The sequence below is a fragment of the Streptomyces sp. NPDC051109 genome (assembly GCF_044455885.1).
Classification (GTDB): Bacteria; Actinomycetota; Actinomycetes; order Streptomycetales; family Streptomycetaceae; genus Streptomyces.
The window spans coordinates 99,977-120,637 of the sequence record NZ_JBITFF010000008.1 but is presented as its reverse complement, the minus strand read 5'-3'; the positions used below and the strand labels follow the sequence as shown (position 1 = coordinate 120,637).

Annotated in this window: 18 protein-coding genes; 12 read left to right on the top strand and 6 right to left on the bottom strand. The window is 71.1% G+C overall.

The annotated features are described in order from the left end of the window. Positions 1 to 10: 10 nt before the first annotated feature. The 3 genes from ACIBAD_RS17200 to ACIBAD_RS17190 form a co-directional block, all read right to left on the bottom strand. Complete coding sequence (locus ACIBAD_RS17200; protein WP_398907497.1) at positions 11 to 2,176, bottom strand: restriction endonuclease fold toxin-2 domain-containing protein; 2,166 nt, start codon at positions 2,174 to 2,176, stop codon at positions 11 to 13. Between the two features lie 131 nt (positions 2,177 to 2,307). Next, positions 2,308 to 3,678 carry an FAD-binding oxidoreductase gene (locus tag ACIBAD_RS17195; protein WP_398907495.1) on the bottom strand — a complete coding sequence of 457 codons (1,371 nt, stop codon included), beginning with the start codon at positions 3,676 to 3,678 and terminating at the stop codon, positions 2,308 to 2,310. 472 nt (positions 3,679 to 4,150) lie between these two features. Next, positions 4,151 to 5,047, bottom strand: coding sequence for a sigma-70 family RNA polymerase sigma factor (locus ACIBAD_RS17190; protein WP_398907493.1), 897 nt, complete (start codon positions 5,045 to 5,047; stop codon positions 4,151 to 4,153). Positions 5,048 to 5,184: 137 nt separating this feature from the next. On the opposite strand from ACIBAD_RS17190, the gene ACIBAD_RS17185 reads away from it, so the two are divergent. Next, positions 5,185 to 6,537, top strand: coding sequence for an aspartate aminotransferase family protein (locus ACIBAD_RS17185; protein WP_398907491.1), 1,353 nt, complete (start codon positions 5,185 to 5,187; stop codon positions 6,535 to 6,537). Positions 6,538 to 6,767: 230 nt separating this feature from the next. Then, positions 6,768 to 7,685, top strand: a complete 918-nt coding sequence (gene pucL, locus ACIBAD_RS17180) for a factor-independent urate hydroxylase (protein ID WP_398907489.1) — start codon at positions 6,768 to 6,770, stop codon at positions 7,683 to 7,685. A 3-nt stretch (positions 7,686 to 7,688) separates the two neighbouring features. On the opposite strand, the gene ACIBAD_RS17175 is transcribed toward pucL, so the two are convergent. After that, the gene (locus ACIBAD_RS17175) at positions 7,689 to 8,141 is read right to left on the bottom strand and encodes a histidine phosphatase family protein (protein ID WP_398907487.1); all 453 of its coding nucleotides are present in this window, start codon (positions 8,139 to 8,141) and stop codon (positions 7,689 to 7,691) included. Between the two features lie 189 nt (positions 8,142 to 8,330). Here ACIBAD_RS17175 and ACIBAD_RS17170 point away from each other — a divergent pair, with 189 nt between their 5' ends. The 5 genes from ACIBAD_RS17170 (at position 8,331) to ACIBAD_RS17150 (ending at position 10,899) form a co-directional block, all read left to right on the top strand. Then, positions 8,331 to 8,543 carry a CbtB-domain containing protein gene (locus ACIBAD_RS17170; protein WP_030857499.1) on the top strand — a complete coding sequence of 71 codons (213 nt, stop codon included), beginning with the start codon at positions 8,331 to 8,333 and terminating at the stop codon, positions 8,541 to 8,543. A 30-nt stretch (positions 8,544 to 8,573) separates the two neighbouring features. Next, entirely contained in the window at positions 8,574 to 9,329 is a 756-nt protein-coding gene (locus ACIBAD_RS17165) for a CbtA family protein (RefSeq protein ID WP_134072689.1), read from the top strand. Positions 9,330 to 9,604: 275 nt separating this feature from the next. Beyond that, the gene (locus ACIBAD_RS17160) at positions 9,605 to 10,186 is read left to right on the top strand and encodes a class F sortase (protein WP_134072691.1); all 582 of its coding nucleotides are present in this window, start codon (positions 9,605 to 9,607) and stop codon (positions 10,184 to 10,186) included. A gap of 113 nt (positions 10,187 to 10,299) precedes the next feature. Further along, on the top strand, positions 10,300 to 10,674 hold the full coding sequence (locus ACIBAD_RS17155; protein ID WP_134072693.1) for a hypothetical protein: 375 nt from the start codon (positions 10,300 to 10,302) through the stop codon (positions 10,672 to 10,674). A 54-nt stretch (positions 10,675 to 10,728) separates the two neighbouring features. Next, positions 10,729 to 10,899: a hypothetical protein gene (locus ACIBAD_RS17150; RefSeq protein ID WP_166681899.1), complete on the top strand. Its 171-nt coding sequence runs from the start codon at positions 10,729 to 10,731 to the stop codon at positions 10,897 to 10,899. A gap of 79 nt (positions 10,900 to 10,978) precedes the next feature. Here the strand turns inward: ACIBAD_RS17150 and ACIBAD_RS17145 are convergent, their stop codons facing one another. Continuing rightward, a complete protein-coding gene (locus ACIBAD_RS17145) occupies positions 10,979 to 11,383 on the bottom strand; it encodes a hypothetical protein (RefSeq protein WP_134072695.1) in 405 nt (134 codons plus the stop codon). 147 nt (positions 11,384 to 11,530) lie between these two features. Between ACIBAD_RS17145 and ACIBAD_RS17140 the strand changes: the two genes are divergently transcribed. From ACIBAD_RS17140 to ACIBAD_RS17125, 4 genes are all read left to right on the top strand, one after another. Continuing rightward, positions 11,531 to 12,358 carry a hypothetical protein gene (locus ACIBAD_RS17140; protein ID WP_134072697.1) on the top strand — a complete coding sequence of 276 codons (828 nt, stop codon included), beginning with the start codon at positions 11,531 to 11,533 and terminating at the stop codon, positions 12,356 to 12,358. Between the two features lie 120 nt (positions 12,359 to 12,478). Next, complete coding sequence (locus ACIBAD_RS17135) at positions 12,479 to 14,476, top strand: FUSC family protein (protein WP_134072699.1); 1,998 nt, start codon at positions 12,479 to 12,481, stop codon at positions 14,474 to 14,476. A 90-nt stretch (positions 14,477 to 14,566) separates the two neighbouring features. Further along, positions 14,567 to 15,289, top strand: coding sequence for a hypothetical protein (locus tag ACIBAD_RS17130; RefSeq protein ID WP_398907482.1), 723 nt, complete (start codon positions 14,567 to 14,569; stop codon positions 15,287 to 15,289). A gap of 16 nt (positions 15,290 to 15,305) precedes the next feature. After that, complete coding sequence (locus ACIBAD_RS17125; protein ID WP_398907480.1) at positions 15,306 to 16,610, top strand: sensor histidine kinase; 1,305 nt, start codon at positions 15,306 to 15,308, stop codon at positions 16,608 to 16,610. 114 nt (positions 16,611 to 16,724) lie between these two features. On the opposite strand, the gene ACIBAD_RS17120 is transcribed toward ACIBAD_RS17125, so the two are convergent. Further along, complete coding sequence (locus ACIBAD_RS17120) at positions 16,725 to 18,818, bottom strand: PhoX family phosphatase (protein ID WP_134072701.1); 2,094 nt, start codon at positions 18,816 to 18,818, stop codon at positions 16,725 to 16,727. A 354-nt stretch (positions 18,819 to 19,172) separates the two neighbouring features. Here ACIBAD_RS17120 and ACIBAD_RS17115 point away from each other — a divergent pair, with 354 nt between their 5' ends. After that, entirely contained in the window at positions 19,173 to 20,642 is a 1,470-nt protein-coding gene (locus tag ACIBAD_RS17115; RefSeq protein ID WP_398907478.1) for a VWA domain-containing protein, read from the top strand. The last annotated feature ends 19 nt before the right edge of the window (positions 20,643 to 20,661 follow it).

The window sequence follows — 20,661 nt, the reverse complement described above, 5'->3', positions numbered from 1 at the left end:
GCAGAGTGGGTCAGGGAACGTAGCGGGCATAGCCCTTGACGCCGTATGCCGCCATCATCACGCGCCAGTAGGCGACTGAGTCGGGATTGTTCGTGACCGTTTCCACACCGCGCATCTCGGTGTTGCGGGGATCTTTCAGTGCGGCGGCGTACTTCTGCAACTCGTTCCGGTCGGGGTCGAAGAGGAACTCCTTCTTCCCTGTCTGGTGGTTGGCACGGAGCTCTTCGAGCGACCGGTAGCACTTCTTGCCCGGGTTGTTGACGTACTTGGCCTCGACTGCCATGCCATCGCTGTCGCGGAAGCCATCCACCATCAGCGTGGTGCCCTTGCCCGTACCGGGGGCGATGGGCACTTCGTACTCGGGATAGCCGGCCACCCGCAGTTGATAGGCGACTTCAGCAGGCTTGCCGCCCGAGACGTCCCCCGCACGCAGCGAGTTCAGCCAGGTCTGGAAGTTCTGCTGCTGCGGCACCGTGAGGGGAGGGAACCGCGGATTGGGAGGCGCCGGGGGCGCTATCGGCTGCACTCGTGGCCCGTTCGCGGGGCGGTAGGCCACCGGGACCAGCAGAGGTACACGGGCGAATGGTGCCAGGAAGGGCGGCAGCGACGGCAGGAAACCGCCTCCATCGGGCTGTGGCATGGGGACGCGGGCCTGGGAGCTGTCCATGGCGGGCGGGATCTTGCCCAGGCTCGCGATGCGCATGTCACCGGAGACGAGCTCGTGCAGCCCGCCGTCGTGACCGTCACCGCCCAGACGGGGTCGGTCCCAGGGGAGCAGGCTGTCCCCCGTGATGAGGTTCTCCTGTTCCGGGATGCGCTTCAAGGCAGTGTCGATGTGGTCTGCATACGCCTCGCAGGCATTGGCGATCATGCGGCAGGCTGTGGGGAGGTTGGCCATCAGCGTCTCCTCACCACCCACTTCACTGGGCGGTGGGGTCTTGCCCACGAACAGCTTGAAGAAGTCCTCCACTGCGGTGGCGGTCTCGCCCTGCTGGTTGGTGGTCGCGGTCTTCCACGCAGTCCCGGAGTCCCAGTAGGCGTCTTCGAGGATCTTCGCGGCCGAGTTCCAGACAGCTGCTGTCTTGCGCAGCTTGTCGCGCTGCCCGTGGAAGCGCTTGTCGAGAAGGTACTGGTCGGTCCAACTCGTCTCCCCTACGACCTCGGGAAGATCCTCTGCCTTGTGGCTGGCACGCGGATTGCAGTCCGGACCGGACGGCTGCGCCCCGATACTGGGGGCGGCCGGGCTCTGATTGAGGAACGACGTGGCAATCTCACTGTTCTGCCGAACGAAGTCCTCGGCCGCTTTGAGGAGGGTGCTGGCTCCGTTTGCCATCACCTGGTGTGCATGGCCCGCCGACGCGAAGACGGTCGCCACCGCCGGCTTGTACACGGCGGCGAACGCACGCCCAGCTCCGTCATCCCCCGCCATGCCGCCGTGCTGACTCAGTTCGGTGAACAGCAGACCCAACATGTCGTAGATGAGGTCTCTCAGGTCCACCATGGACCAGGACGCGTTGACGAAATCCTCTGCCCGGTGTTCGAACTCCAAGGCTCCCCCTCCTGATGCCTGGACGCCCTGGAAACCGTACAGGTGTGCCCCGATCCGGCTCTGGGGCCCGGAGGCCGGTCGGGGCAAATTCCGGAGGACCATCTCCATGTGCCCGTACTCCTGCAACCGGTTCAGGTACGTGGGGGACAACTGGATCCCGCCCTCCCCCGTCCCGAGCCCCAGGTAGTCGGTGGACCGTGCGATGCCGTTGAACAGGGCACGGGCATCGGCGGCAGTCGCGGCGGGATTCTCTTCGCACAGGACGTCCAAGGCGGCCACCGCCCGCTCGGCGGCCATGGCCACCATCCGCCGCATGTACTCCTCGCTGCGCTGCCGAGCCTCCTCGTCGTAGTAGTTCTCCAAGACTTCGAGGAAGAGCTCCCCTCCGGCGTAGGCGGCGAACCGTTGAAAGCGCCGGGCCAACTCGAGGTCCTCGTGCAGGAGCGCCTCTTGAGCGACGTCCTCCAAGCCGTCCACCAGCGGTCTGCCCTTGCCGTACGTCCCGCCGAGGCCCCCCATGATGGTCAGTACCGCGTCGATGCGCCTCTGTACGCCCGCATGTTCCGTGAGTTCCCGTGCTGCCTGGACCATGCGCCAGAGCGTGAAACCGGACCGGAATGTCGCCATGCCGGCACCCTAGAGGCGGGCACTGACAACGCCGTCGGCAAGACGGACGAGCAGCCGGCTCAGCACCTGCGCCCTTCACCGCGGTACGCCACCTCTACGCGGACTGGATGCCCGACCTCCTCGGGCTGACGCTAGGGCTTGATGTTCTGGTTCAGGTGGAACAGGTTTCCTGCGTCGTACTTCTGCTTGACCTCGACGAGGCGGTCGTAGTTGGTCTTGTAGTTGGCCCTGATCCGGTCCTGGTCGTCGTCCGCCATGAAGTTGACGTACCCGCCTTCCTCCGAGTGCGGGGCGATCGCGTCGTAGTAGTCGCGCACCCAAGCGGTGTTGGCCTCGTTGGCCGCGGGGTCGGGCCACATCCCGGCGATGACGGTGGCGAACGAGGCGTCGCGGTAGGCGAAGGCCGTTGCCTCCGGTGCCACGCGGTGGCAGGCACCGTTGATGGGGTAGATGTGGACCGTCGAGTTCAGGGCCGGCAGCCGTGGCCCGTGCTGCAAGTGCGCCGCGATGGCGGCGTCACTGAGCTCGGTCACGAAGTTGGCCTTCCAGTAATGCTGGAGGCCGGGCGGTACCAGCGCGTCGAAGGCGCTGTTGAGCGCGGGGTACGGCATGGGTCCGACGTGCTCTGCGACCACCGGCGCGAAGTCGTGGAAGGCCTGGAGGGCGCGCTGCCCCTCCTCCAGCGGCCCGGCCCAGCACGACACGATCAGGACGAAGGGCTCGCCGTGCCGGTTCTCCGGGATGAACGGGAGCGGCGGGGCCAGCTGGAAGGCGGGGAAGGCGCCGAGTTCCTCCGGCGCATCGGCGATGTACTCGCTGTAGGAGCGCAGTACGGTCGCGCCGTCCTCCAGTTCGAAGAGCATCGGCCCGCCGTAGATGTCCTTGACGGGGCTGAGCCGGAACTCGAACGAGGTCACCGCGCCGAAGTTGCCACCACCGCCGCGAAGGGCCCAGAAGAGGTCGTCGTGCTCGTCCTCGCTCACGACGAGCAGCTGCCCGTCCGCGGTCACCACGTCGGCGGAGATCAGGTTGTCGCAGCTCAGCCCGAGTCCGCGGCAGAGATAGCCGATGCCGCCACCGAGGGTGAGCCCGCCGACGCCCGTGGTCGAGATGATCCCCCCGGTCGTGGCCAGGCCGAAGGGGTACGTCGCCGCGTTGAAGTCACCCCAGGTCGCGCCGCCTTCGGCACGCGCCGTCCGCCGCGCGGGGTCGACTCTTACGCCGCGCATTCCGGAGAGGTCGGCTACGACGCCGCCGTCGCACGTGCCGAAGCCGGGCACGCTGTGCCCGCCGCCGCGCACCGCCAGATCGAGCTCGTTCTCCCGTGCGAAATCGACCGCGGCCATGACGTCACCCGCGTTGGCGCAGTGCACGACGGCGGCCGGCCTCCTGTCGATCATGGCGTTGTAGACCTTGCGTGCCTCGTCATAGGCCTCGTCGTCAGGGGTGGTGACCACCCCGCGGACGCGTTCGCGCAACTGCTCGATCGAGAGCTTGCCCATAGCAACTGCTCCTCGTGCCTGTACCCCGTCGCGCGCCCTGTCACTGGGCTTCACTTCCATTTCACGCTACGCCGATGGCGTGAAGCCTCAACCCGAGATACGTGGAGGCCGCCCGGTCGGCCCCGGTGCAGCCCCGGTCCGCCCCGGTGCAGCCCCGGTCGGCGCCGGTTCCCATGGATCAGCGGCCGAGGAGGTGTAGCGCGTCCGCGTGCCGTGCTCCGCGGTCGAGCTTCCGGCGCCTGTCGCCGCCCTTGAGGAACCCTGGGTGCCGCGTCACCCGCGTCACCGTGAACCCCACCCGCCGGCCCGTCGTTCCTGGGACCTCCTGGTCATCCAGCCGGAGACCGAACACGCCGCCGCTGCCCGCCTGATGGCCGCCGCAGCGATCCTCGGCAGCGTCCTGACCGCGGGCGTCCTGTGGGTCGACGAAGCCGTCATCGGGCGCGGCATCCGCGGCGCCCCAACCCGCCTGTCAGGCGTCCTGGGTGGGGCCCAGGTCGATCTGCGCGAGGCGCTCGGGGTCCGTGAGGATGTCGAGCGCGACGATCTTCCCGTCCCTCACGGTGAACGCCATGAGCGACACCGGCTTGCCCTCCGCCATCGCAAGTGCCCCGGGGAGGCCGTTGACCAGGACCGGGACGGCGGCCGCGGCGAAGCGGGCGAAAGTGATCGCGTTCGAGGCGACGTCGGTCGCACCGCGCCGGACCGCGCTGGGGCGCAGCGTGCCACCGTCGGAGCGGGCCACGACATCCGGGTCGAGGAGGTCGACGAGTGCGTCGAGGTCGCCGCCGCGGGCGGCGGTGAGGAAGGCGTCCACGACCTGGCGGGTGCGCACCAGATCGAGGTCGGGGGTGGGCGCGGCGCCCTCGACCCGGCGCCGGGCGCGGCTGGCGAGCTGCCGTGTGGAGGCGGCGGTACGGCCGAGCACCGGGGCGATCTCGTCGAAGGGGACCGCGAAGAGGTCGTGCAGGACGAAGGCCAGCCGCTCGGCCGGGGCCAGCGTCTCCAGGACGACCAGCAGGGCGATGCCCACGGAGTCGGCGACGAGTACCTCCCGCTCCGGGTCGATGCCGGAGAGCCCCGTCACGACGGGGTCGGGCAACCGTACGTGCCCGTCCTGGTCGTACAGCGGATCCTCGCGCCGCGAGGTCCGCGAGCGCAGCATGTCCAGGCACACCCGACCGACGACGGTGGTCAGCCAGCCGCCCAGGTTCTCCACCGCAGAGACGTCCGCGCGGCTGAGCTTCAGCCACGCCTCCTGTACGGCGTCCTCGGACTCGCTGAGCGAACCCAGCATCCGATAGGCCACGGCCCGCAGGTGGGGGCGGTGCTCCTCGAAGCGCCGGGCCAGGGTGTCCTGCTCGCTCACCTGTCACGTCCTCGCGTCGCGATCGTCAAATGCACACAAAGACGCTAACCGGATGGCGCAGCGCCAGAGCGGTGTTTCACGTGAAACAGCGTCCGACCCTCCCAGGGGTCCACATCATGGACAACTACGCTCGGGACATGAACGCAGAAGCCGCCGACGCGCTCGCCGCCGTGAAAGACGCCGACCGGAAGCACGTTTTCCATTCCTGGTCGGCGCAGGAGCTCATCGACCCGCTCGCCGTGGCCGGGGCCGAGGGCTCGTACTTCTGGGACTACCAGGGCAACCGCTTCCTCGACTTCTCCAGCGCCCTCGTCTTCACGAACATCGGCTACCAGCACCCCAAGGTGACCGCGGCCATCCAGGAGCAGGCGGCCAAGCTCTGCACCGTCGCCCCCGGCTTCGCCGTCGACGTGCGTTCGGAGGCGGCCCGGCTGATCGCAGAACGCACGCCCGGCGACCTCGACAAGATCTTCTTCACCAACGCGGGCGCCGAGGCCGTCGAGAACGCCGTACGGATGGCGCGCCTGCACACCGGCCGGCCCAAGGTGCTGTCCGCGTACCGCTCGTACCACGGGGCCACCTCCACCGCGATCAACCTGACCGGCGATGCGCGCCGCTTCGGCAACGACAGCGCGACCGCCGGCGTCGTGCACTTCTGGGGTCCGTTCACCTACCGCTCGCCGTTCTACGCGACCACCGAGGCCGAGGAGTGCGAGCGCGCGCTGCGCCACCTTGAGGACACGATCGTCTTCGAGGGCCCGCAGTCCATCGCCGCGATCATCCTGGAGACCGTCGGCGGCGCTCCGGGCGTGCTCGTCCACCCGGACGGCTACCTCGCCGGGGTCCGGGCGCTCTGCGACCGCTTCGGCATCGTCTTCATCCTCGACGAGATCATGGTCGGCTTCGGCCGCACCGGAAAGTGGTTCGCCTCGGAGCACTGGGACGTCACCCCCGATCTGATCTGCTTCGCCAAGGGCGTGACCAGCGGATACGTCCCGCTCGGCGGGGTCGCCATCTCGGCCGCCATCGCCGAGACCTTCGCGCGCCGGCCCTACCCGGGAGGGCTGACGTACTCCGGGCACGTGCTGGCCTGTGGAGCGGCCGTGGCGACGATCAACGTCATGGAGGAGGAGGGCATCGTCGAGCAGTCCGCCCGCACCGGCGCGGAGCTGCTGGGGCCGGGCCTGCGTGCCCTCGCCGAGAGGCACCCGTCGGTCGGGGAGGTCCGCGGTCTGGGCACCTTCTGGGCCCTGGAGCTCGTACGGGACCGGCAGACGCGCGAGCCGCTCGTCCCGTACAACGCTGCCGGGGCGGACAACGCGCCGATGGCCGAGTTCGGGACGGCCTGCAAGAAGGGCGGGCTGTGGCCGCTGATCGCCGGCAACCGCATCCACGTCGCCCCGCCCTGCAACATCGGCCCGCAGGATGTGGCCAAGGGCCTGCAGATCCTCGACGAGGCCCTGTCCGTGGCGGACGCGCACATGGCCTGACCTGCACGGACATACGGTCGCCCAATCCGTGGGCGCCTGTCTTGGACGTTCCGCGCCGTTCCGAACACCACGTGAACGTGCTGGAATCCGAGAGAGCACCTACGGACCGGGATGCACGTCAGTCCCGGGGCGGTCCTCCGTGACCGAACGGCGGGGAGCGGGCCGACCGCTGGACGCCGGGCGTACGGGATCCAGTCAGTCGGACTCCGTGTACCCGAAGGAATACAGCCATGAGCAAGCACGTCCTCGCGCAGAACCAGTACGGCAAGGCCGAGAACCGCATCGTCAAGGTCACCCGCAAGGGATCCGACGGGTCGTGGCACGAGATCCGCGACCTCAACGTCTCCGTCGCGCTCCGCGGCGAGTTCCGCGACGTCCACCTGACCGGCGACAACGCCAACTGCCTGCCGACCGACACCACCAAGAACACGGTGTACGCCTTCGGCAAGGAGCACGGCATCGCCTCGCCCGAAGCCTTCGGCATCCTGCTCGCCAAGCACTTCGTCTCCTCCCAGTCGCCGATCCGCGAGGCGCAGATCCGGATCGAGGAGTACGCCTGGGAGCGGATCCCGGTCCCGACGCGCAAGGAGCAGCACTCCTTCGTCCGCAAGGGCCAGGAGGTGCGCACGGCGCAGATCACGTACAGCGAGACGACCGGCCTCCAGGTCATCTCGGGTCTCAAGGACCTGACCGTGATGAACTCGACGAACTCCGAGTTCCACGGCTACATCAAGGACAAGTACACGACGCTGCAGGAGGCGTACGACCGCATCCTGGCGACCAAGGTCACCGCACGCTGGGCCCACTCGGCTCTGGCCGCCGACGACGCCGCGTTCGACTGGGACCAGTCGTACAAGAAGGTCCGCAAGAACCTGCTGGAGGCGTTCGCCGAGACGTACTCGTACTCGCTCCAGCAGACCCTGAACCAGATGGCCGAGCGGGTGCTCGACCACTGCCCGCGGGTCAACGAGGTACGCCTCAACCTGCCCAACAAGCACCATTTCCTCGTCGACTTGGAGCCCTTCGGCCTCAAGAACGACAACGAGGTCTACTTCGCGGCGGACCGGATGTACGGCCTGATCGAGGGCACCATCCACCGCGACGGCGTGCAGCCGGTGATCGCGACGAGCGACTGGATCGCCGCGTAGCGGCTACTCGTCGAGTGGTAGGCCGAGCTGGAGGTTCCACCTGCCGAGCCGCCCGGTGAGAGTGGTCACCGTGTCCGGCCGTACGTCGAGGCGCCAGAACGCGGCGGCCGGCAGCTCCAGCGCGTGCACCACGCCCGCCCGTACGACGGCCTGGTCGACCGCGGCGCGATGCGTGCCGGGGGCCAGGCCGGCGAGTGCGGTGCCCACGCGGGCGACCAGCTCGGTGACGGACTCCCCTCCGGGCGGCGCGTAGCCGGGGTCGGTCAGCCATCGCTGTACGGCGGCCGGATCCTCGGCGGAGACCTCGTCCAGGGTCCGGCCCGCCCATTCCCCCGTGTCGGGGCCGCGCAGGCCCTCGTAGCCCGGGCAGGGGGCACCGGGGGCGAAACGAATCTGTCGTGAGGCGGCGTCGAACGGACGTGTGACGAACTGAACTCGTACCACGGCACTCTTCATAAGGGGAGCGTAAACGCGGTACGGTCTCGGACGACAACCTAAAAAAGACGACGGTATGACGGAAGTACCGGTGAAAATCCGGCACGGTCGCGCCACTGTGAATCCTCCCGGAGGGGGAGGAAAGTCAGACCCGCCATGTCGTCGCGAGCACCACTGACCGGGACGCGTGTTCCCTCTGGAGGTACTGCCATGGCTCACTCCGCCGTGCCCACGACGGCCCCTGCCGTCGCCCCGATTTCGCTCTCCGCGCTCGCCCCCTGGGCCGTGTTCGTCGGCGTCCTGATGCTGGTCCTGCTCTACCTCGTCGGTGCCGAGCAGGGCGCCACCGCGCTCTTCGAGGGCGACACCGTCCACGAGTGGATGCACGACGGCCGCCACCTCCTCGGCTTCCCCTGCCACTGACCTCCACCTCAGCGAGGGAAGAGCCGAACCATGAACCCCATTTCCCCCCGCGTCCTGCTGGTCCGGGGCATGCTGGCCGGTCTGCTCGCAGGCGTGGCCGCCTTCCTCGTCGCGTACGTCCTGGGTGAGTCCAAGGTCGACGCGGCCATCGCCATCGAGGAAGCGGGCCACGCCGCCCACGACCACGGCGAGGAGGCGGCCCCGGTCAGCCGGGCCCTCCAGGCCACGGCCGGCCTCGGCACCGGCACGCTGCTGTACGGGATCGCGCTCGGCGGCATCGCCGCGCTCGTCTTCTGCTACGCCCTGGGCCGCATCGGCCGCTTCGGCCCGCGGGTCACGGCCCTGCTGGTCTCGGGCGGCCTGTTCGTCGCACTGAACCTCGTACCGTTCCTCAAGTACCCCTCCAACCCGCCGGCCGTCGGAGACCCCGACACCGTCGTCCGGAGGACCACCCTCTACGTCCTGATGATCGCGCTGAGCGTGCTGCTGTCCGCGGCCGCGCTCATCCTGGGCCGGCGCCTGGCGCCCAAGCTCGGGAACTGGAACGCGTCGATCGCGGCCTCGGTCGCCTTCGTCGCGGCGGTCGCCATCGCCTACGCGTCCCTGCCCGGCGTCAACGAGGTCCCGGCGGACTTCCCGGCCGCCTTGATCTGGCAGTTCCGCCTCGCCACCCTGGCCATCCAGGCCGTGATGTGGACGACCTTCGGTCTGGCCTTCGGCGTCCTCGCCGAACGCTCCCTCACCCCGGCCGCCGCACCCCGGCAGGAGCCGCAGCCCGCGAGCTGACGCCCAACCCGGCAATCCACGGCCCCGACCGCCCCCGGCGGCCGGGGCCGCGGTCTTTCCACGGTCCACTCGTTCGGTCGTATCTTGCGCAATCCACGGAATGGCGGTGGCTTACCCGTCGCCAGCTGGGAAGACGCCCGCGACGGAGCGGCGACACGCCTGTGACGTGGCGTCAGTCTCCGGCGTTATAAGCGGTACTGACGGGCAAGGAGGGGGTCCACTGCTCTCAGTAGTCCCGGCCGCCGGAGCCGGGGATCGGACCGGGAGGGAATTCCATGCCCCGCGCCAAGTGGGTGGTCGGCGTGCTGACGGTGGCTCTGCTGGGAGCCGGCGTAGGCATGCTGCGGAGCACCGAGGGTGCCCGGCCCGCGGCGGCCACCGCCGCCGACGCGCTGCCCTCCCGCGCGCTGGGTCTGTCCGGCCACCGCCGGCTCGTCGAGCAGCTGGAGCATGCCGGGCAACACGCACCGGGCAAGGGGGCCCGACCCGCCCGCGCCGCCGCCATCAAGCCGCTGCGGGTCTCGCGGCCGCTGCGGCTGCGCATCCCGAGCCTGGGCGTCGACCTGCCGCTGGGCGGGGACGCCGAGGAGGCCGCCTGGGACCACGAAAGCCCGGCCCCGGGCTCGGCCGGCACCGCCGTGGTCACCGCCGCCGATCTGCGCCTCGCCGAGCTGCGGCGGGGGCTGACCGTCGAGATCGCGCGTGCGGACCGCCGTACCGCCGTGTTCACAGTCGACCGGGTCTCGCCCGCCGGGGTCCGCGGTCGTGGGCAGCGGCCCGGGCGCGCCCAACTCCGGCTGGTCAGCGGTGAGACCACCGTTCTGGCCCGGCTGACGGGCCAGCGCCGCACCGGCTGAGTCGGCCGCCGCCGCTCCTTCCCGTCATCCGAGGGGGGTGTCTTCGTCCCCCGGTCGGGGGCTTCTCCGGCCCGATCGGGGAGTGGTCCGGCGTGTCGGGGCAGACCCCTCGCATGAGCGGGACGCGGTACGCACGCACGGCACTGGCCAGGGCCCTTACGGCAGCCTGTGTCGTCCTGCTGTGCCTGTTCGCGTCCGGTCCCGCCGTCACGACGGCCGCGGCGGCGGCCGCCGCGGTCGAACGCACCGCCTCCGGCACGCCGAGCGAGCCGGGCACCCCCGCCGAGGGGGAGTCCGATCCGGCCGCGGATCCCGAAGTGCGGATCGCCGTACGGCTCGTCGTGCGCGGGCTGCCGGGAGTACACCGGCTGCCGCGTCCGGTGTTTCACGTGAAACACACCGATCAGGCCGTACGCGCCGATGCCTACGGGACGGACGGGCCGATGCCGTCCGCGTGGACAGAGCGGAGTGTGGTCCTGCGCTGCTGAGCGGGCCGAGCAGCAGCGCACACCCCCACACACCCGAACACGTGAGGTTCCGGCATGCCCATCGACCCGTACACCGCCCTGAACGCCATGCTCCGCGCCGAGGCCACCCGCCACACCCCGACGGCGCCCAAGCCGCCGATCCGCGGGGCCGACGGCGAGGACACTCCCGCGGCCGCCACGGTGACCGCCCCGGTCACCGGCTCCGAGGCCCCGTCCGAGGGCTGAGCCGCCCGACACGCGCAGGCGCCGGTCCCGTGCGGGGAACCGGCGCCTGCCGCGCTCAGGGCGGCCGTCTGCCGCCGGCTCAGGGCTCGCGCGTGTGGTAGCGGTAGAACGCCGCCAGCCCGATGCCGATGCCGGTGATGAAGCCGACCCAGCACGAGCGGAGGATGGAGTGGTCGGCCAGGCTGTACAGATAGCCCACCGCGATCCCGCCGAACGCGCCGTACGCCGTGGCGTGCAGCTCCCGCATCAACCGCGGGCCGAAGCGGGCAAGGGTGAACATGATGCCGGCGAAGACGGCGCCGCAGAGGATGCCGTACAGGACGTTTCCCGCATCGACGGCGCCCGTGTCGCGCTTCATGTACGCCGCCCAGACGCCGTAGACCAGTCCGAGGAGCAGCGCCCGCGTCAGCTGGCCCTTCATCACGTCGTCCGTACCGGTCGCCTGCCAGTGCCGCCTCGGGGCGGTGGGTGCCGCATGTGCCATGACAGGGCTCCTCTCTCCCATCCTCCAGGGCACACCCGCCGCTCCGGACCGGCAAGTGGATCAGCGGATCAGCACCCGGAACCCGACCGCCACCCGCCCGCAGCAACACCGCTCGCGCCGCTCGCCTCAGCGGCTTTCCCTGGTGACGTGCGCACCTTCCTCTCGGCGGTACTCATCGTGCTGGTGGCCCTCCTCGTGCCCGCCAGTGCCGTCGCGTACTGGGCGGACCGCGAGCTGGGCGACGCCGACCGGTACACCGCGGCGATGTCCCCACTGGCCGACGACCCCGCCGTCCAAGGCGTCGTCGTCAGCCAGGCGGGCCGCGCCCTCGCCGGACAGATCGACGCCGGGCCCTTCCAGGGCGGGGTCGATGCCCTGCTCGGCGAGGCACTGCGCTCCTTCGCCGGCACCCCGGCCTACCGCACCGCCTGGGACGCCGCCAACCGCGCCGCTCACGCCGCCTTCCTCAAGGCGCTCACCACCGGTGACGGCGACGCCGTCTCCATCGATCTCGCGCCCGTGATCGCGCAGGTCAAAGGGGACCTCGTCGCCGACGGCGTGCCGTTCGCCGACCGGATCCCGGTGACCCACGTATCGGTGAAGGTCATGGAGTACGACGACCTCGGCGCGCTCCGGAAAGGCTTCCGCATGCTGCAGATCGCCGGCCTCTGGCTCCCCGTGCTGACCGTGGTGCTCGCCGCCACGGCGATCGCCGTCGCCGTCCACCGGCGCCGCGCCGTGATCGCCACCGGGTTGGGGATCGCCGTCGGCGCGGTACTGCTGTGGATCGCGGTGGCCGTCTGCCGCCGGCTCACCCTCGACGATCTGCCGGCGGACATCGACCGGGCTGCCGCCGCGGCGGTGTACGACGCGCTCACCGCGTTCCTGCGCACCACCGCCTGGGTGGTGCTGGCGATCGGGCTCGCCGCCGCACTCGCCGCCTGGTTGACGGGCCGACGCCGCCGCACCCCATAAGCTCGGAACGTACCGGCGCGCGCAGAACGCCCCAGAAGAACACGAGAAGGACCCAAGAAGAACGCAAGACCCCGGAACAGCGCAGAAGAACCGATTCACGAGCGGCCGCACGGAAGCTGAATGAGCACCGAACGCACCGAACAGATACCCTCCGGGCGCCCCCGGCACCGTCCGCTGGCTCCGCCCGCCTGGCTGCTCAAGGGACTGCGGCCGAGCGCCGCCCCCATCCCCTGGGCCGCGGCCGCGCGCGCCGGGATCGCGATGGCCGTCCCTCTCGCCGTCGGCTTCGCCCTGAACGAGCCCGAGTACGGGGCCCTCGTCTCGATGGGCGCCCTGTCCGGGGTCATCGGCGACACCGCCGACGCCTACCGGATGCGGCTCCTGAACATCGCCGTGCCGCAGCTCTTCGGAGCGGTCGGAGTCGCCCTGGGCACCCTGGTCTTCGGCCACGGCTGGCTCGCCGTCGGCGTCCTCACCCTGATCGCCCTCGTCTCCGGGATGATCTCCTCGATCGGCACGGTCGCGTCCGTGTCCGGACTGCTGCTGCTCCTCAACGCCGTGGTAGGCGCCGGCCTGCCGCTCCCCCAGCCCTGGTGGACGGCCCCGCTGCTGCTCAGCGCCGGCGGGCTGTTCGTCCTGCTGCTGACCCTGCTGGGCTGGCCGCTGCGCGGGCGGCAGCCGGAGCGCGTCGCCGTGGCGGCCACCTACCGGGCGCTCGCCGACGCGCTGGAAGCCGCGGGCGGACCGGACTACGACGAGCGCCGCCGGCAGGTCACACACGCCTTGAACCAGGCCTACGACCTGGTCCTGGGCCGCCGTGCCCGGGTGCACGGCCGCAGTCCCGCGCTCGTACGGATGCTGGCCCAGCTGAACGTGGTGATCCCGCTGGTGGAGGCCGCCCCCGCCATGCACCTGCGGGGCAGGGCGTTGCCGCCCGAGATCCCGGCGGCCGTACGGGACCTGGCACAGGCCGTGGAACACGGCAGCACCGGAAAGCCCGTACTGGACCTGCCCGCGCCGGACACCCCCGCCGAACGGGCCCTCGACGCGGCAGTGCGGCACGCCGCGGCCATCGTGTACCTGCCCGATCCGGACCTGCACAACGTCGACGACCGGCTCGGCCGGCCCGCCGCGCTGACGGTCCGCGCCCGGCGGGCCGTGCGCGACATGATGCTGTCCAGCGCTTCCTGGCGGTACGGGCTGCGCCTCGCCCTGTGCATCGGACTCGCCCAGACGCTGGTCTCCGTGGTGCCGGTCGAGCGGTCGTACTGGGTCGCGCTGACCGTCACCTTCGTCCTCAAGCCCGACTTCGGCTCGGTGTTCTCCCGGGCCGTACTGCGCGCCCTCGGCACGGCGGCCGGCCTGGTCATCGCCGCCGCCGTGCTCGCCGAAGTACCGCGCGGCTGGTGGGACGTACCGGTGATGATGGTCCTCGCCGCGCTGATCCCCGTGTTCTCCACCAAGGGGTACGCCTTCCAGACGGCCGCGATCACCCCGGTGATCCTGCTGCTCTCGGACCTCCTCAACCACCAGGGCTTCGACCTGATCCGGCCCCGGCTGCTGGACAGCCTGATCGGCTGCGCCATCACCCTGGTCGCCGGCTATCTGCTGTGGCCCGAGAGCTGGCACACCCGGATCGGCGACCGGCTCGCCGACACCGTGGACGACGCGGCCCGCTACGTGGAGCGGGCCTTCGGATCCCATCCCGAGACGGAAGCCGGGCAGCGGGCGGCGCGGACCGCGCGGCTCCAGGCCCGGCGGCGGATCTACCGCGAGATGTCCGGCGTACGCAACGAGTTCCAACGGGCGCTGACCGAACCCCCGCCGACGGGGGCCCGGGCGGCAGCCTGGTGGCCGCTGGTCGTCGCCGTCGAGCGGATCGTGGACGCGACCACCGCCGCCCGGGTCCGGGTCAACCACGGAGCCGAAGCCCCCCGCGCCGAGGAGGTGGCGATCGTCATCGCCGATCTGCGGACCCTCGCCGAGGGGGTGCGCAGGGTCCGGACGCCGACCCAGCTGCGTCCCGCGGCGCTGCCGCCCGGGGACGAGACCTCCGTCCTGGCCCCGGTGCGCCACGAACTCGCCGCGGCCCGCGCGATCGCTGCCGACGAGCACTGACGCGGGGCCGCCCCGCGGGCCGGCTCTCGTGCGTCACCCGAACGGCCCCGGGGCCGGGCCCGCGCGGCCCCGGCGGGGGAGCATCGGTGCATGAGGCCCCTCCACCGGCGCGGCCGCGCAGCGGCCCCGGTCCTCGCCGCCGTCCTCGCGGCGGCGTCCGGGTGTGCCGATGTGGACGGGCTGCGCGACGACGGCGACCTGGGCACGGTGCACGCACCGCAGTCCCTGTGGGCGGACATCCACCCGGACCCGCCCGGCCCGGGCCAGGAGCCGGGTACGGCCGCCGTGGTACCGGGGCTGCCCAAGGTCGCCGGCCTCAGCATGCGGGGTGTGAACGCGGTGGAGGTCGTACGGGCCGACATCACCGCCGCCACCGCCCAGGACGGCGGGACCGGGCGCCTCGTCGACCCCCGGGCCGTGCAGCGGCTCGCGCTCTGTACACAGGCTGTGGACGGAGGTCCGCACTGCCCGGTGCGGCCCGCGGTGCTGCACGACGTGACGGGCAACGGCCGCGACGAGCTGATCACCGCCCTCGACGTCGACGGCCGGGTCAGCGAACTGCGCGTCTACACCGTCCAGGACGACGGATCGATCGCCCGGATCCTGGCCTGGCGCGGGGTGCTGGAGGGCGTGGAGGTGGCCGCCGAACACCTGGCGGTCCGCGAGCCGACCTCGAACCCGGAGAAGGTCTCCGTCTCCGACTACGTGTGGGACCCCAAAGCCGGAATCATGAACCTCTCCCAGCTCACCCTCGACGAGTGCCCCGGGACGAAGGACGGCTCCACCCCGTGCGCCTCTCCGAGCCGGCGCTGAGAGGGGCCGGGCCGCCATGCGGGCGACGAGCAGTCTGCGCTGGAAGATCGCCCTGACCACCACGGCCGTGTGCTGCGCCGTCGCGGCGGTCCTCGGGATCCTCGTGCACAACGTGGTCGCCCGGCAGATCGTCGGGGAGGTCCGCAAGGACGTGGACCGGGACCTGGACTACGCCCTCGCCCAGTACCAGTACGGCACCTCCCACGGTGACGTGAACGTCGTCCTGGACCCGCCCGAGCTCCCCGAGCAGCTGCGGAGGCTCGTGGCGCGGGGAGGCACCGGCAGCATGGTCGGCGAGCACGCCGGCAAACCCGTCATGTGGGCCGCCGCGCCCGCCGACGACAAAGCCCTCGCCGTCTGGCTCCCGTACGAGAGCACCCGCCACAGGCTGCGGGACGTCGACACCGCGATCCTGGCCTCCGCCGCGCTCGCCGCCGGAGTCGTGGCCCTGGCCGGCCTGTTCCTCGCCGACCGGATCAGCCGCCGGCTGACCACCACGGCCGCCGTGGCCCGCCGGATCAGCGCCGGAGACCTGGACGCGCGGGTGGGGTTCCCCGCAGAGCAGGACGGCGGGGACGGGGCGGAGGGCACGGCCGACTCCGCAGAAGACGGCAGCCGGCGCAGGCCGCGCTACCGCGACGAGGTACGGGACGTCGCGCAGGCACTCGACTCGATGGCCCGCTCCCTCCAGGAGCGGATCGAGGCGGAGAAGCGCTTCACCGCGGACGTCGCCCACGAGCTGCGCACCCCCCTCACCGGCTCGCTAGCCGCGGCCGCGCTGCTGCCGGAGGGACGCCCCAAGGAGATGATCAACGACCGGCTCAAGGCCCTGCACCTGCTCACCGAGGACCTGCTGGAGATCTCCCGGCTGGAATCGGGTGTCGAGCGAGCCGACCTGGCCCGGGTGGAACTCGGCGGGGCGGTACGGCGAGCCGTCGCGGCGACCCGCCTGGAGGCCTCCGTACGGGTCGTCCGGGACGTGGTGGTGCTCACCGACCGGCGGCGGCTGGACCGGATCCTGGCCAACCTGCTGGTCAATGCCGACAAACACGGGGCACCGCCGGTCGAGGTGACCGTCGAGGGCCCGGTGGTGGTCGTACGCGACCACGGGCCCGGCTACCCGCCCGAACTGATCGAGCAGGGCCCGCAGCGGTTCCGCACCGGGGATCCGGGCCGCGGCCGGGGCCACGGGCTGGGCCTGACCATCGTGGTCGGCCAGGCGGCGGTCCTGGAGATCACTCTGAGCTTCGCCAACGCACCCGACGGTGGGGCGGTGACCACGCTCAGGCTCCCCGTCGGACGCCTGATGGGCGCGAACTGAGCCCCTCCGAAAGGAACTATTTGCGCGAAACGCCCATGGGCGGTGGATGTTTCACGTGAAACACCCACCGCCCCGGTGGATTCAATCGGTCAACTGACGTGCCTACGGGCCCGATCAGACGCCGATGTTCTTGCCGTCCTTGCGCCAGACGGACACCACCGCCGGGCGGACGATCTTGCCGGGGCCGTCGGGCCACACCGACTGGGGCTTCTCGACGGACGCCCCGTCGATCTCGCCCGGGTGCTGGACGGCGACCAGGACGCGCTTGTCCTGGACCAGTGGACCGCAGGTCTCGGCGCCGCGGGGGACGGTCAGGAACTGCTTCAGCTCACCACGGCGCTCACCGGCGGTGGCGACGCCGAACAGGCCGTCGTGGGAGCCGAGCTGGTTGCCGTCCGTGGAGATCCACAGGTTGCCGTGCGGGTCGAAGGTCACGTTGTCCGGGCAGGAGATCGGGCTGACCTTCTCCTTCGGGAAGCCGGCGAAGAAGGTGGCCGGGTCCTTCGGGTCACCGGCGACCAGGAACAGGCGCCACGCGAATCCGTCGCCGGCCGGGTCGTCGAAGTTCTCGGCGAGCTCCAGGATCTGGCCGTGCTTGTTCACGTTGCGCGGGTTGGCCTCGTCCACACCGGCCTTGCCGGCCTTGCCGCGGTCGCTGTTGTTGGTGAGGACGACGTACACGCGGCCGGTGCGCGGCGAGGGCTCGATGTCCTCGGGGCGGTCCATCTTGGTGGCGCCCACCTTGTCGCCGGCCTCACGCGTGAAGACGGCCACCTCTTCGGCGGTCATGCCCTCGACGTGCGAGACATTGCCGGAGGGGGAGGAGGTGAGGAGCTTGATCCACACGCCGGAGCCGTCGAACTGGCCGTCGGACGGCAGCTTGCCGGTGCCGTCGAACTCGGCGGCCGGGGAGTCACCGGTCAGCTTGGCCACGTAGAGAGTGCCCTCGTCGAGCAGCGTGAGGTTGTGCTCCTTCGCCGCGCGCGAATCGCCCTTCTTCATCTGCTTCGAGGAGACGAACTTGTAGAAGTAGTCGAACTTCTCGTCATCGCCCATGTAGACGACCGGGCGGCCGTCCTCGGTCAGGCGGGGCTGGGCGCCCTCGTGCTTGAAACGGCCCAGCGCGGTGCGCTTGCGCGGAGTGGAGTGCGGGTCGTACGGGTCGAGCTCGACGACCCAGCCGAAGCGGTGCGACTCGTTGGGCTCCTGGAGCACGTCGAAGCGCTTGTCGAAGCGCTCCCACTTGCGCTCGCTGGCGCCGGCGGTGACGCCGTAGCGCTTCAGGCGGGCGGCCTCGGTGGCGTCGGCGACCTGGCCGGCATTGGCGAAGTACTGGTTGAAGTTCTCCTCGCCGTGCAGGGTGGTGCCCCACGGGGTGGTGCCGCCGGAGCAGTTGTTGAGCGTGCCGAGGACCTTGGTACCGGTCGGGTCGCCGGAGGTCTTCACCAGGGCGCTGCCCGCGGCCGGACCGGTGAGCTTGAACTCGCTGGTCGCGGTGAGGCGGCGGTTGAGCTGGTGGCGGTTGACCGCGGTCAGCTTGCCGCTGCGGTGGTCTTCCTGGACCACGACGACGCCGAGGCCGTGCGCGGCCCAAGCGATCTCGACCTGCTCGCGGGTCGGGTTCGCCGGGTCGTAGCCCTTGAACATCAGGATCTCGTCGGTGTACTCGTGGTTGGCCACGAGGAGCTGCTGGCGCTCGTAGTCACCGCCGAGCGGGAGCAGCGAGAGGAAGTCGTTGTTGTAGCCGAACTGACCGGCCTGGGCGGCGGCCGTCTGCTTGTCCGCGTTGAACCCGGGAGCACCCTTGACGATGGGATCGCCCCAGCGGATGACCACGTTCTGCTCGTAGCCCTCGGGGACGGTGACACGGTCGTCCGTGTTCGGCGCGATGGCCTTGAAGCGCAGACCGCGGGCGCCCCCTGCGTCGGCTGCGGCGCCCTGGGCGTCGGCGGCGGGGGCGGCGGTGGCCGCGGAGCCGTTGCCGCCGAGGGTGATCGCGGTACCGGCGGCGGACGCGACCGTGACGACGGCGGCAGAGCGCAGCATCGAGCGGCGCGAGTAGGCGCGGGCGATGACGTCGCCCACGTACTCGTTGTCGCTCTTGTTCGGCACCTCGTGGAAGCAGGCGTCGCCGCAGCGGTAGCGGCAGGTGAGGGCGGACCGGCCGCCCCCATGCGAGTTGCCTATGAGCGGCAGAAGCTTGCGCACGAGTTTCCTCCGTAGATGCACGGGTGCCGACAGCATGTCGGTCGAATCCAAGCCGTGACGGTAGGCGCGGGTTGCGCCGAAGCGGCGGCGCTGGAATGAACGCCCGGTGAACCGGGCACGTCGGTGCGGGAGTTCGGCAAGATGGGGTGTGTGCTGGGCGGGCCGGGCGCCACGAAGGGCGCCCCTGCCGAAGTTCCAGCCAAGCGGCCGATAACCTTACGTGTCCACTCTGGGCAGGGATCAACCGCGCAGCACGGACAAATGACGCACGCACTCATGCGAAAGGCCTGGCCCATGGGTATTCGGAGCTTGTTGCGCAAGGTGTTCGGACGGTCTGCCGAGCCGGTTCCGGAGATGACGGACGCCACTTCGGCCGCCGTCCCGAGCCAGGCGGAACGGACCCCCCTGGACGTGGCGGCCGAGCTGGTCGCCGCCTCCTTCGACAATCCGACGGTTCCCCCGCAGTCCGCTCCGCGGGACCGCGAACCGGGAACGCTTCTCACCGCTACGGCCCCGGACCCCACGGTCCCGGAGCAGGCGCGGCGCCCCCAGCCGGAGCCTGCGGCGGTCGCGGCCGAGACGCCTGCGCCTGAGCCGGTGGCCGAGGTCGTCGCGGAGCCCGAGACCGAGCCTGCCGCCGAGGTCGTCGCGGCCGAGGCCGAACCCGAGGTGGTGGCGGAGCCCGAGGTCGAGCCTGCGGCCGAGGTCGTCGCGGAGCCCGAGGCGGAGCCGGTGGCCGAGGTCGCGGCTGAGCCGGAGGCACAGCCCGAACCCGACGTCGTCGTGGAACCCTTGGCTGCCCACGCGCAGACCCAGGCGGCGGAGCCGGCTGCCGAAGCGACGGAGCCCGAGGTCGAGGTCGAGGTCGAAACCGCCGTCGAGGTCGTGGCCGTGGCAGAGCCCGCAGCCGAGGTCGTCACCGAGACGGAGGCGGAGCCGGTCGCCGAGATCGTCGAGGTCGAGGCGGAGCCGGTCGCCGAGATCGTCGAGGTCGAGGCGGAGCCGGTCGCCGAGACCATCGAGGCCGATCCGGTCGACGAAGTCGTGGCCGAGGTGGTCGTCATCGAGCCCGGGGCGGAGCCGGTGGCCGAGGTCGTCGCCGAGCCCGAGGCCGAGGCCGAAGTCGTCGCCGCCGAAGCCGAAGCCCCCGTGGCCGAGCCCGAGGGGCCGGCCCACGCGCTCGCCGACGTGAAGCGGGCGGCTCCCGGGGTGGCCGCGGCGTACAAGGCGGCCGGGCAGGTGCTCCGGGGCAAGGGCAAGGCCGGTGCGCGGGCCAAGGTGTACCTGGTCCTGGACCGGTCCGGATCGATGCGCCCGTTCTACAAGGACGGCAGCGCCCAGCACCTCGCCGACCACGCCCTCGCCCTCGCCGCACACCTCGACGGCGAGGCGACCGTGCACACCGTGTTCTTCTCCACGGACGTGGACGGGACGGCCGACCTGACCCTCGACACCCACGACGCCGCCTGGGTGGAGACCCGGCACGCCGAACTCGGGCACATGGGCCGCACCAGCTACCACCGCGCCGTGGAGCAGGTCCTCGAACGCCACCAGAAGGACGGCGGCGACCACCCCGCCCTCGTCGTGTTCCAGACCGACGGCGCCCCCGACAGCGTCCGGCCCGCCAAGCAGGCCCTCGCCGACGCCGCGGCCTCGGCACCCGGCGTGTACTGGCAGTTCGTCGCCTTCGGCGACCACGACGCCAAGGCCTTCGACTTCCTGCGCAAGCTGGACGCCGAGAACGCCGGTTTCTTCCACGCCGGCCCGGCCCCCGTCGAACTGACCTCCGCCGCGCTCGCCAAGGGACTGCTCCAGAGCTTCTGAGCCCTGTAGCCGCCCACGC